Genomic DNA, 10,778 nt, shown 5'->3' with positions numbered 1-10,778 from the left:
GTTGGCCTGTTGCCAGTTCCCGCGGAGCGGCGACGGCGGAGGGTGCGGGGCCGGCGGAGGGTGCGGGGCCCGCGGAGGGTGCGATACCGGCCGAAGGCGCAGCGCCGGCGGACGGAGTGGACGGCGTTTCCGCGGGTCCCTGCGACTGCGAGGCCGGGGCGGGGGCAACCGGAAGATCCTCGATGACTGTTGAGCTGGTGAAGATCCGCCAGGGCTGGAACAGGTAGAGGCCCGCCGCCACCACGATAGCGGCAATGAGAAGCGCAGCTGGAAGGATTCTGCGCTTTCTCATGTAACTTCAACGTCCGGATTCGCGGCGCCGTTCCGGCCTGGAAGGCTGTTCGCCGAGGAGCTGCCCGGTGTGTCCCCGGCGGCCTTCCGATCCGGGGAAGCATCATCAAGCGTGACCGTCCCGGCGTCGCCGTCCACGAGGATCCGCTGGCCGGTGGCCAGCCGCTGCGTGGCCACGCCGGTACCAAGGACGGCGGGAATGCCGTACTCGCGGGCCACGATGGAGCTGTGGCTCAGCGGACCGCCCACATCGGTCACCACGGCGGAAGCCATCGCGAACAGCGACGTCCATGCGGGAGTGGTGATGCGGGCCACCAGGACGTCGCCGGGCTGCATGGTTCCGAAGTCCTGGGGACCTGTCAGGACGCGGGCGGGCGCAGTGACCTTGCCCGCACTTGCTCCCACGCCTTTGATCACGCCGCCGGGCTTTTGCCGGGGGCCGGCCGGCATCATCGATCCGAAGGCCTTGTCCATCCAGCGGCTTTCCGGAAGCATCTGTGGCGCGGCGGCCTTCACCTGGCCCCGCCACAGCATCCTGCGTTCCTCGACGGCGGCGGCGCGGACGGGCCGTTCGGCCCCGGCAATAACGACGGCGGCCCGCGCCCCGGGCTCAGCAAGGCCGAACTCCACCGCGCTCCGCAGCTCCTGGTGCCGGAGCCAGAACACGTCGTCCGGGGCAGCGATGACGCCGGAGCCCACCAGCCGCTGCCCGAGTTCCAGCAGCATTTGCCGCAGAAGCGGCCAGGCCAGGCCGACGTCGGCCAGCGCGTCCTCGCGGATAGGTGCTGTGTCCTGCGCCCACCGGAGCAGACGGAGGAAGGCGGCCCGGCGGCGCGGCCCCAGCCGCGCGGCGATCTGCTCACTGAGCGATTCCCGGCGCTCGGTCAGCAGCCGCTGCCGCTCATGCGGGTCGGTGCCCTGCCCGCCCAGGTAGAACTTCACCGTTTCCAGCAGGGCGGACGGATCGTCGGCAGGGACCGGGCTGGCGAAATCCAGGTTGTAGACGGCATGGCCGTAGAGGGCCAGGTGCTCCCTGAACGCGAAACGCCATTCCTGCCACAGGCCATCGTTCACGCCGGCGGGCGGGGTGCCCGTGCGGTGGGACTCGGCGAGCGCCGCCGTCGGCTCGTCCAGCAGGGCCGAGGTCAGCCCGGGATCGCTGCGGGCCCAGCCGGCAAGGTCGTACAGGGACTTTTCCGCGCCGATGGGTTCGCTGTCGTAGCCCAGGAGGAATGTCTGGGCTGGTGGATCGCCCTCACGCCGGACCAGTTTGTCGTAGAAGGCCTGGAAGGAGATCTCGCTGGTCGCGGCGAGCGGAATGATGGACTGCACGGCCGTGTAGTAGACGGTGCCGGCATCGAGAAGCGCCTGCACTCCCGCCAGCAGTTCCTCGCCGGTGAGCTCCGCCGTCGGCCTGGTGGACCAGTCCTTGATCACGTTTACGTACCGCGGGTGCGAAAAACCCCGCCAGCCGGCCACTCCCATGTGCGCCTTGCCGCGGGCCAGGGCACCAAGTGCCTTTGGCAGCTTGCGCATCATCCGCCACATGCCCGAGTTGCGGTAATAGTAGTAGGCGTAGCCGTTGATGGTGGGCAGCCCGACGTCGCCCTCGCGGATCACGGTCCTGCCCAGGGCTTCGGCCATCAGGGATTTCAGCGACCGCGCCACGGAGCCGTCAATCATATCGGCGAACAGTGGTGAGAGCGGGTCCGGCAGCTGTTCCACAATGCTCGCCCGGAAATAGAGCCCGTTCGGATAGGGCAGGGGCCACGTGTCCGGGGTGTCTGCCGCTGGCTCGGGCAGTGCTGTGATGGGCCGGGATTGCAGAATGTGGAACCGGCCGCCGGCCCGCGCCCACTCGATGTCCTGCGGCGTGCCGAAATGGTCTGTGATCTGCCGGCCGTACCGGGCCAGCTGGGCGGCGGCGTGGTTATCGAGCACTGGCTCACGACGGCGGGCTGCCGCCACCGGCTGCTCCTGCGTTCCGTTCTCCGCGTAGACGGTCATAACGTCCTTGTCCGCTGTCTGCCGCGAGACCACAGCACCGGTCCCGGCGTCGACCACCACGTCATCGGTGGTGACCGTCCCGCTGACCACCGATTCCCCCAGGCCCCACGCGGCACTGATCACCGTCTGGTCCCGCCGACCGTTCGTGGGATTGGCGGTGAACATCACGCCGGAAGCGTCCGCCTCCACCATCATTTGAATGACGACGGCGAGCCTCACCTCATCCGGTGCCACGCCTTTGCGGGCGCGGTACGCCATGGCGCGCGCCGTCCAGAGCGAAGCCCAGCAGTCGATGACGGCACGCGTCAGCGCATCCAGGCCGCGGATGTTCAGGTAGGTGTCCTGCTGCCCGGCGAAACTGGCCGACGCCAGGTCTTCGGCGGTGGCGGATGAGCGCACTGCCACAGCTGCATCGCCGTGCCCGAGGCGCCCGTAGGCTTCGGCCAGTTCGGCTGCGATCCCGGCGGGCATGGTGCCGCCTTGGAACAGTGAGCTGATCCGCTCCGAGGCCTCCTCATAGTCCCGGGGCTGTGCCTGCGGCGGGAGCGTGGCCAAGTCCTGGACCGCCGCCGCGAGGTTGTTGTCGGTGACGAAATCCGCGTAGGCGGCAGTGGTGAGGACGAACCCCGGCGGGACCGGCAGCCCGGCCTGGATGAGGCCGCCGAGGCCCACCGCCTTGCCGCCGGCCGCGGCGACGTCGCCGCGACCCACCTTGGCCAGATCATTGATATAACTCATGAACGCGTCCTTGTTGCCCGGATGGGGCGGCTGGAGTTGAACTGGTTCTCCACATACTGGCACTGCCGCGGGCGGGTGGCCATAACTTCGGGGCTTGACCGGGATCCGCCGGCTCCCACAATGGAGGATCCATGACACGAAGGGATGGCTGTCGCCAGGCCTCGGCTGGACTTAACCGCAGCAGCGCCTGAAGGATGAACACCATGGCTGATGACCTGGCACCTGCCGCCCCCTTCGACCGCTTAGTCCTGATCTTCAATCCAGGCAGGGCCGGAATGGCTGGGCGCATAGAAGTGCTGCAGCGGGATTTGGCCCTCGACCTGCAGGGCCTGCCCGTTGAGCTGCTCCCAACAGGCTTTGCGGGGCATGCCAGGGACCTGGCGAGGTCCGAGGCCGGGCGAGGAGCCCCGCTCATCGTGTCAGTCAGCGGCGATGGCGGATACAACGAGGTGGTCAACGGCGTGATGGACGTTCCTGGCAGCAGGGCGGTGTGCACGGTGCTCCCTGCAGGCAATGCCAATGACCATCACCGGAGCTTGCCCGCAAGACCGCTGACCGACGCCATCCGCGAGCGCCGGGTCCGGCACATCGACCTGTTGCGCATCACATTCCGCCGCGCAGGCGGGGAACAGGTCCAGTACGCCCACTCCTATGTGGGGTTCGGGCTCACGCCGTTGATGGCGATCGGCATCGAGAAGGGCGGAAAAGGAAAGGTCCTGGAACTCATCTCCGTTGCCCGGACCCTCTCCGGCCTGCGGCCGTTCGAGCTTGTGCGGGATGACGGGGCCACGGCGCAGTTCGACAGCCTGATCCTGGCCAACATCTCCCGGATGGCGAAGTACGGAACAGTCAGCGAAGCGCACCACCCGGACGATGGCCGGTTCGAGGTGGTGACGCTGCCCCATGCCGGCCGGTGGAAGATGGCGTTGATGACCCTGCGCGCCGTCACTCTGGGGTTGGGCCATCAACCCGCGGTCACCAGTTATGCCTTCACCACGCGCAATGCGGTTCCCTGCCAGATCGATGGCGAAGTTGTGCATGTCCAGGCGGGAACGCACGTCCTCGTGGAGAGCGCCAAGGGCGCCCTCGCCACCATCTGACGGATCTTCGCCGGGGTGCTGTCCTGGCGCTGCCTAGGGTTGCACAGAGTCGAAGAACGTGTACCCGGAATCTGGCTTCGCGGTCTCGGCTTCGTGCGACTTCATGCGGATGAAATCCACGTCCTCCTGGCAGAGCGTAGTCTCGCCGTGCGGGTCCTCGTTGAGGGGGTGGCCGGTGGCTGCACTGATTTCTGCAGACAAGGTCCGGGGAAGGATCATGCAGCCGGGGTTTTCGATCAACCACTGCGTAACCGCTGAAGGAAGCCGGTGCCACTGGTTTTGGATAAAGGCGTCGGTCATTGCGTGCCAACGATCTTGTGGATCCACTGTCCGTCCGCAGGAAACGTGGAACGGTTGTGGCAGGGGGTCAGCGGCCCGGGTCCGGATCACTGCAGGAGGTGCGACGGTTGATGCCCGTTCCGGCCTGTAGTGCCATCATGGCCGTCCTCGTAATCAGGGAACCGGATGTCCAGTCACGGCCGTCCCGACGTACAGCGAGTCTACGCTCCAATAGCCCCAATTCAGCCGGTGAAGCCAGGGCAATCTACGCCAAGCTACGGGACCGCCGGAGCCAGCGTGAAAGAAGGGGCGGAATCACCGAAGGAAGGACGCCGGCCGGAGCGGTAAGCAGACTCGATGACCGGTTCAAGCTCGTCCAAAACGGTGTGGTTCCCGGGGAGGACCACGTGCGCCAGGAATTCGGATTCCAAGGAGGCAAGGCCTGCCGCCACCGCTGCCAGTTTGGCCTCTATTGACACGGACAGGGCGTGCCAAAACCTGCGGTTGGCGCGTTCAAGCGCTTTTGCCTTCGCTTCGCCGATGGGGCCCTGCGCGGTGTCCCCCGGGATCATCACGCTCCCGTCAGAGTCCGGCAAGGAAACTACTATCCGGAAGTGCCTTCCGTCACCCCTGAAGGCGATAGCGCTCCGGTTTCCGCGCTGACTGAAAAGAACGTCGGTGGCGCCGTATTCCACGAGCGCTAGCCTGATGCGTTCCCGGGAAGCACCGCTGCTCAAGGAGTCGCCGCGGGTGTAAGGACTGGTCATGGTTCAACTATGCGCCCTTTGGCCACTCCTTCCTACGCCGGGCAGCCGCGGGTCTCCCTAGCCGGCGTCGCCAGCAGGAGGCCATAGACTCGGAGCCATGTCAGCTTCTGGGGGAGTGCCGGCACGGCGCGGAGGAATGGATATGGTGTCCGGCGCCTGTGCCGGGACGTACGGGGCCAAGCTGACCATCGTGAAGGGGGACGGCGAACCGGAGGCCTCCAGCTTTGAGTGCGGCTCCACCTTGGACCGTTTTGTCAGGCACGATGGCGGGCCCATCACCCACAGCGCGGTCCCGCCGTCGGGCAAGCCTGCCGCAACAGGGGTCAAAGTCCAGACCAACCCGGACCGCCGGGCTTCCGAGCTGGAGGATCTGTCCGAGTGGTCGGAGGAGCAGCTGCAGCCGCGCTTGCCCGGCGAGCTTCGCGGCACCAGCAGCGGAAACACCACCAGCACGGCGACCTTGATGGCAGCGCCGGGCCAGTATGAGCTGCAGTTCGTCTGTGACTGGCTGCCGGGGGCCCAGCTGTCTGTGTCCACGGCGGCAGGCGTTGAAGTCCTGGCTCCCGTGCAGGTGCCCTGCACGGGGACGATGTTCAAGGCGCCAGTGCTGCTGCCTACCGAGGGAGCGGGCCTCACGATGATCCGGACGGTGGGCTGGAGGGCCGCTTCGCCTACCGGCTTATTCCAAGCAGCCAGCCCTGAGGAGTACTACCTAAGCCTGTTTCGTAGGGGCAGTCCCTGGATCCGGCTGTATCCTTTCCTAAGCATGCTTACCATCGGCATTTCGCGGATGCCGGGCACGGACGGGCATTATTAAGCTCTGCGTTTGCCCTGATGGGTACATTGCCGCATGCACGCAGGACGGACGAACAGGGGCTTGAATTGGCAGGGAATGCAACCTTCCGGCACAGCAACACCGCGCTGCTCTCGGTGAGCAGCGTCGAAGCTCCGAGGATCGTGAGCTCTACGGATTTTGACCGCCGGTTGGCTTCCACCCTGCAGCGGCTGAAGTTCCCGCCCCGGCTGCTGGAACGCGTAGCGGGCGTCACGCACCGGCGCTGGTGGGCGGCCGGAACGTCCTTTGATGATGCTGCCGCCGAAGCGGGCGCGAAGGCCTTGGCGGAGGCCGGCGTTGAAGCGTCCGATGTGGGCCTGCTGATCAATACCTCCGTCACCCGGCGCAACCTGGAGCCGTCCGTTGCGGTGAAGATCCACCACGGACTTGGCCTGCCGTCGTCGGCCATGAACTTCGACCTCGCCAACGCCTGCCTGGGATTCGTCAACGGCCTGACCCTGGCGGCCAACATGATCGATTCCGGCCAGATCAAGTACGCCATGATCGTCAACGGCGAGGACGCCGAGGCAACGCAGGAGGCCACGCTGGCCCGTCTGCAGCGGCCCGAAACCACGCGCGAGGACTTCAACCGGGAGTTCGCCACACTCACCCTGGGCTCCGGCGCTGCCGCCGCCGTCCTGGGCCCCGCGGACCAGCACCCCGGATCGCACCGGGTGGTGGGCGGCGTGATGCGCGCCGGCACCGAACACCATGAACTGTGCGTGGGCGGCATTGACGGCATGGCCACCGACACCAAGGGACTGCTCGACGGCGGCCTGCAGCTCGTCGTCGACGCTTGGCACGAGGCGCGGGCAGAGTGGGACTGGGCCGCCATGGACCGGTACGTCACGCACCAGGTGAGCAACGCCTACACGCAGGCCATCATCGACGCGATCGACCTGGACCCTGCCAGGGTCCCCATCACATTCCCGCACTGGGGCAACGTGGGCCCGGCGTCGCTGCCCATGACCCTCGCGGCCGAGGCACAGTCCCTTGAAACGGGGGACCGGGTGCTTTGTATGGGTGTCGGATCCGGACTGAACACCGCCATGATGGAAATCGTTTGGTAGCCGCCAACTGGCCCGGAGTGGACCCGGAGTGGCCGCGCGAGATCGAGGTAGCTTCCACGTCCGACGCCGATCGGCCTGGCACAGTGCGCCGCTGGCACCTGCTGGACAACGGCCCACAGCTGTCCCGCCGTGGCCTGGTCCCCGCCGGCACCCTGCTGTGCGTGCACGGCAACCCCACCTGGTCCTATCTATGGCGGACGCTGCTCGCTGCCGGAGCCGATCCGGCCCGCCCGTGGCGCGTTGTGGCGGTGGACCAGCTGGACATGGGCTACTCGGAACGCACCGGCACTTTCCGGCGGCTGGCCGACCGGATCAACGACCTCGGCGACCTCACAGACGCCCTGGCCCTGGACGGGCCCGTGGTCACTGTGGGCCACGACTGGGGCGGCGTCATCAGCCTGGGCTGGGCCCTCGCGCACCCGCAACAGCTGGCCGCCGTGGTGCTGACCAACACCGCTGTCCACCAGCCCGCAGGCCAGGCCATCCCGCCGGCCCTGCGGCTTGCCCTGCACCCCGCCGTGCACAAGTGGGGCACCACGACGTCGGACGCTTTCCTGCGGGTGACGCACTCACTGGCCCACCCGCCGCTTCCCGCCGACATCCGCGGCGCCTACATGGCCCCCTACCGCGGAGCCGACCGCAGGGCGGGAGTGGGGAACTTCGTTGCCGACATCCCCGCTGACGACTCCCACCCCAGCTTCGCGGCGCTCACTAGCGTGGCGGAAGGGCTTCGCGGGTTGAAGGTCCCGGCGCTGATGCTCTGGGGTCCGCGGGATCCCATCTTCTCGGACCGGTACCTCAAGGACCTCATCAACAGGCTCCCGCACGCGGAGGTGCACCGTTTCGAAGGCGCCGGCCATCTTGTGGCGGAGGACCGGGACATTGCCACGCCGGTTTTCCAGTGGCTTGCCGGGAACGTCGAGGGTGTCCGGGAGGGTGAGTCCACGACACCTGTAGCCACGCCTGGCGGCGGCCAGGAGCAGGACGCGGCGCAGCCGGTGCCAGCCGAATTCCGGCCCCTCTGGCACCCGCTCCAGCAGCAGGCGACAGGACCGGCGGGAGCGGATACCGCCGTCGTCGAAATGGCCCCGGACGGGACCGCTTCCCGCTCGCTCAGCTGGCGGCAACTGGACCGCCGCATCCTTGACCTCGCCGCTGGGCTGCGGGAAGCCGGCGTGGAAAGCGGCAGCCGGGTCAGCCTGATGGTTTCGCCCGGGGTGGACCTGACCGTGGCCCTCTACGCCTGCCTGCGCCTGGGCGCCGTGGTGGTGGTGGCCGACGCCGGACTGGGAACCAGGGGCCTGAGCCGCGCCGTCAAAGGCGCCACCCCGGATGTCCTCATCGGCATCGACAAGGCCCTCGCGGCCGCTTCACTACTGGGCTGGCCCGGGCGGCGGATCAGTGTGCGGGACCTCCCGGCCACCCGCCGTCGGATCCTGGGCGTGGAGACCTCCCTCGATGAGCTGTCCCATTCCGGGGCCGCTCGCGGTGCGGCGCAATTGCCGGACAGTGCGGACCCGGATGCCCCGGCCGCCGTGCTCTTCACCTCCGGCTCCACCGGCCCAGCCAAGGGTGTGCTTTATACGCACCGGAAGCTGGCGGCGATGCGGGACACGGTGGCCGAAACGTTCGGGATCCGTCCCGGTGCCCGGCTGGTGGCGGGCTTCGCGCCGTTCGCGCTGCTCGGACCGGCGCTCGGTGCGGTGTCGGTGACGCCGGCCATGGACGTCACCGCGCCGCGCACCTTGACGGCCAGCGCGCTCGCCGACGCTGCTGCGGCCATCGAAGCCACGGTGGTCTTCGCCTCGCCGGCGGCTTTGCGCAACGTCCTTGCCACGCAAGACGGCCTTAGCAGCGCAGGGCATAAAGCCCTGGAACGTGTTGAGCTGCTGCTCTCCGCCGGCGCCCCCGTCCCGGAACCGTTGCTGGCCGATGTGCAGCGGCTGTTGCCCCGGGCTTCGCTGCACACCCCCTACGGGATGACCGAGGCGCTGCCGGTCACCGATATCAGCCTCGAGCAGATCCAAACGGCCGACGCCGATGCTGCCGCCGGCACCTCCGCTGGAGCAGGCGCCGTGGCGGGAGCGGGCAATGGCGTGTGCGTGGGAAGGCCCGTGCATGGCGCCCGGGTGGCTGTTGTCCCGCTGGCGGCGGATGGCACCGCCCCCGGAGCCGATCCCGTAACGGAGGCCGGCGTCACCGGCGAGATTCTGGTGTGTGCCCCGCACGTCAAGGAAGCGTACGACAGGCTCTGGCTGGTCCAGCGGGAGAGCGTCAGCCTGCCCGGCTGGCACCGCACCGGTGATGTGGGGCACTTCGACGCCGCCGGCAGGCTTTGGGTGGAAGGACGTCTCGCGCATGTGGTCACGGGACCCGACGGCGTGGTGACCCCCGTGGGTGCCGAACAGGCCATCGAACGGCTGGACGATGTCCGGCTGGCGGCGATCACCGGCGTCGGACCGGCGGGCACCCAGGCCGTGGTGGCCGTCGTCGAAACCTCCGCTCCAGTCCGGAAAGCCGGACCGGCTGAGCCACAGCTGGCTGGGCGGGTCCGGAAGGCCGCACTGGAGGCCGGCGTGAAAGTCTCCGCCGTGCTGGTTGTCCCCGCGCAGCCCACGGACATCCGGCACAACGCCAAGATCGACAGGACCCGCCTGTCCCGCTGGGCTTCGCGGGTGCTGGCCGGCGGCCGTCCGGGCAAGCCATGAGGGTCGTCGTCACGGGCGCCAGCGGGCTGCTCGGGGGAGAGGTGGCCCGGCTGCTGGTGCGCCAGGGCCATGATGTGGTGACGTTCCAGCGCCGTCCGTCGGGGGTCGACGGCGCCACGGACTTCTGCGGGTCTGTCACCGATGATGCGGCGCTCCGGGCAGCAGTTGCAGGTGCCGACGGAATCATCCACATGGCGGCGAAGGTCTCCTTCACCGGACGGGCTGCGGAGTTCAATGAGGTGAACGTTGAAGGGACCCGCCGTCTGCTCAATTGCGCCCGTGCCGCCGGCGTGCGGGACGTCGTGTTTGTGTCCTCCCCATCAGTAGCCAATTCCGGCGCCGCCATCGCCGGGCAGGGCGCGGAGCCGGCGGACCCGGAGCACGCGCACGGCGACTACGCCCGCACCAAGGCCGAGGCGGAACTGCTGGCGCTGGCCGCGGACGCGCCGGACTTCCGGGTGGCAGCGGTTCGTCCCCACGTTGTCTGGGGCCCGGGGGACACCCAGCTGGTGGAACGGGTCCTGGCGCGCGCCGGCCAAGGCCGCCTCCCGCTGCTCGACGCCGGCGCTGCCCTGATCGACACCACGTACGTGGACAATGCCGCGGCAGCAATCGTCGCGGGACTGCACCGGATGGACCATATTCACGGCAGGGCTCTGGTGGTGACCAACGGCGAGCCCCGCCCGGTGGGTGAGCTGCTGGCAGGGATCTGTGCCGCGGGAGGTGTCCGCCCGCCGTCGTGGTCTGTGCCCGGTCCGGTGGCGCGGGCGGCGGGAGCAATGGTGGAGAAGGTCTGGACCTGGGCCGGGCGCCAGGAGGAGCCGCCGATGACCAGGTTCCTCGCCGAGCAACTCTCCACTGCCCACTGGTTCGACCAGCGCGAGACCCGGGAACTCCTCGACTGGACGCCCGCAGTCTCGATTGATGAGGGCTTGGCACGGCTGGCCGGGCACTATGGCCCCGGGCAGCAGGGCGTTCAGTGA

General features: G+C 68.4%; 8 protein-coding genes and 1 pseudogene. 5 read left to right on the top strand and 4 right to left on the bottom strand.

Translation table 11 applies throughout. The features are described from left to right. Together FNL14_RS23220 and FNL14_RS04040 are read right to left on the bottom strand one after the other, a co-directional pair. A pseudogene (locus FNL14_RS23220) lies at positions 1 to 292 on the bottom strand (hypothetical protein); the annotation flags it as partial. Continuing rightward, positions 289 to 3,036: a PEP/pyruvate-binding domain-containing protein gene (locus FNL14_RS04040; RefSeq protein WP_142057858.1), complete on the bottom strand. Its 2,748-nt coding sequence runs from the start codon at positions 3,034 to 3,036 to the stop codon at positions 289 to 291. The gene FNL14_RS04040 and the pseudogene FNL14_RS23220, both read right to left, overlap by 4 nt. Before the next feature lie 203 nt (positions 3,037 to 3,239). Between FNL14_RS04040 and FNL14_RS04035 the strand changes: the two genes are divergently transcribed. Next, positions 3,240 to 4,136, top strand: coding sequence for a diacylglycerol kinase family protein (locus FNL14_RS04035; protein WP_142057856.1), 897 nt, complete (start codon positions 3,240 to 3,242; stop codon positions 4,134 to 4,136). Between the two features lie 33 nt (positions 4,137 to 4,169). Here the strand turns inward: FNL14_RS04035 and FNL14_RS04030 are convergent, their stop codons facing one another. Both FNL14_RS04030 and FNL14_RS04025 read right to left on the bottom strand, forming a co-directional pair. Next, positions 4,170 to 4,436 (bottom strand): hypothetical protein, encoded by a 267-nt coding sequence (locus tag FNL14_RS04030; RefSeq protein ID WP_142057854.1) that lies wholly within the window; start codon positions 4,434 to 4,436, stop codon positions 4,170 to 4,172. A gap of 254 nt (positions 4,437 to 4,690) precedes the next feature. Continuing rightward, positions 4,691 to 5,182, bottom strand: a complete 492-nt coding sequence (locus FNL14_RS04025) for a hypothetical protein (RefSeq protein WP_142057852.1) — start codon at positions 5,180 to 5,182, stop codon at positions 4,691 to 4,693. Between the two features lie 97 nt (positions 5,183 to 5,279). Between FNL14_RS04025 and FNL14_RS04020 the strand changes: the two genes are divergently transcribed. The 4 genes from FNL14_RS04020 (at position 5,280) to FNL14_RS04005 (ending at position 10,778) form a co-directional block, all read left to right on the top strand. After that, complete coding sequence (locus FNL14_RS04020; RefSeq protein WP_142057850.1) at positions 5,280 to 5,999, top strand: hypothetical protein; 720 nt, start codon at positions 5,280 to 5,282, stop codon at positions 5,997 to 5,999. 65 nt (positions 6,000 to 6,064) lie between these two features. After that, the gene (locus FNL14_RS04015; RefSeq protein ID WP_181762538.1) at positions 6,065 to 7,087 is read left to right on the top strand and encodes a 3-oxoacyl-ACP synthase III; all 1,023 of its coding nucleotides are present in this window, start codon (positions 6,065 to 6,067) and stop codon (positions 7,085 to 7,087) included. Further along, positions 7,081 to 9,795, top strand: coding sequence for an alpha/beta fold hydrolase (locus FNL14_RS04010; RefSeq protein ID WP_142057846.1), 2,715 nt, complete (start codon positions 7,081 to 7,083; stop codon positions 9,793 to 9,795). Before FNL14_RS04015 ends, FNL14_RS04010 begins: the two co-directional genes overlap by 7 nt. Further along, positions 9,792 to 10,778: an NAD(P)-dependent oxidoreductase gene (locus FNL14_RS04005; protein ID WP_142057844.1), complete on the top strand. Its 987-nt coding sequence runs from the start codon at positions 9,792 to 9,794 to the stop codon at positions 10,776 to 10,778. The genes FNL14_RS04010 and FNL14_RS04005 overlap by 4 nt, the downstream gene beginning before the upstream one ends.

It is taken from the genome of Pseudarthrobacter sp. B4EP4b (assembly GCF_006680095.1).
In the GTDB taxonomy this organism is placed as follows: domain Bacteria; phylum Actinomycetota; class Actinomycetes; order Actinomycetales; family Micrococcaceae; genus Arthrobacter.
Note: the sequence above shows the minus strand (reverse complement) of the source record. Positions and strands in the feature narration are given on the sequence as shown.

Coding starts and splice junctions, on each gene's coding strand:
- FNL14_RS04040 (WP_142057858.1), bottom strand. CDS start 3,036: ATGAGTTATATCAATGATCTGGCCAAGGTGGGTCGCGGCGACGTCGCC.
- FNL14_RS04035 (WP_142057856.1), top strand. CDS start 3,240: ATGGCTGATGACCTGGCACCTGCCGCCCCCTTCGACCGCTTAGTCCTG.
- FNL14_RS04030 (WP_142057854.1), bottom strand. CDS start 4,436: ATGACCGACGCCTTTATCCAAAACCAGTGGCACCGGCTTCCTTCAGCG.
- FNL14_RS04025 (WP_142057852.1), bottom strand. CDS start 5,182: ATGACCAGTCCTTACACCCGCGGCGACTCCTTGAGCAGCGGTGCTTCC.
- FNL14_RS04020 (WP_142057850.1), top strand. CDS start 5,280: ATGTCAGCTTCTGGGGGAGTGCCGGCACGGCGCGGAGGAATGGATATG.
- FNL14_RS04005 (WP_142057844.1), top strand. CDS start 9,792: ATGAGGGTCGTCGTCACGGGCGCCAGCGGGCTGCTCGGGGGAGAGGTG.